This is a genomic window from Gillisia marina, assembly GCF_000258765.1.
Lineage (GTDB): Bacteria > Bacteroidota > Bacteroidia > Flavobacteriales > Flavobacteriaceae > Gillisia > Gillisia marina.
The window spans coordinates 1-735 of record NZ_AJLT01000109.1 but is presented as its reverse complement, the minus strand read 5'-3'; the positions used below and the strand labels follow the sequence as shown (position 1 = coordinate 735).

Annotated in this window: 1 protein-coding gene; it reads left to right on the top strand. The window is 27.3% G+C overall.

What is annotated here, in order from left to right; genetic code table 11:
* Positions 1-100 precede the first annotated feature (100 nt).
* Positions 101-631, top strand: coding sequence for a hypothetical protein (locus tag ON07_RS13900; RefSeq protein WP_010232759.1), 531 nt, complete (start codon positions 101-103; stop codon positions 629-631).
* Positions 632-735: the final 104 nt, after the last annotated feature.

Genomic DNA, 735 nt, shown 5'->3' with positions numbered 1-735 from the left:
TATCATTCCTACAAAAAGGATAAACGAAATTTAGAACTATTGACCATTTAAATGTCAAAAATTGAATCAAAAAAGGTCAACCTATTTCAGTATAATACAAATGCGCAATTACAAAAATGTTAATTATACAATACCGATTGAATTGTTCGGTTTGTTATTTTCTTCAATGATTTTATTTTATGTTGCCCTTATAATTTCTAAAGGTTTTTTAAGTAGCGCTTTTATTATATTTCTATTTTCAATTGGAATTTCACTTATATATTTCTTTATAATTAAAAAACATATAATTAAATCAGCAGACTTCAAACTGACTTCAACTAAATTAGAATGGAGCAATGAAAGCGTTGAATTTGAAAATGTGAATAGCTATAAAATTCACAGAATGAAAGGAGCTGGAATAAAACTAAATTTAAAAAACGGACAGACGAAAAGACTAAGCTCAAATAGTACTTTCTGCAACTCAGAAACATTCGTTGAATTAATTCATGAATTGGATAATATTCTAATGAAATATAACAATGGAAAAATAATGAGAAGAGACTCCTTAGCGGAGACTAAATTTGGAACGTATTTAATTATATTTTTTAGTTTTTTTGATTGGAGTATTATTAATTCATTCACTCTGGACTGATAAGGAAATGAACTTAACTAGTTGGAGTCTGATAATTACAGCATGGATAACATTACTAAGTGGATTTATTATCAGGAAGTAACGTTTGCCAACATCGGTTAAGC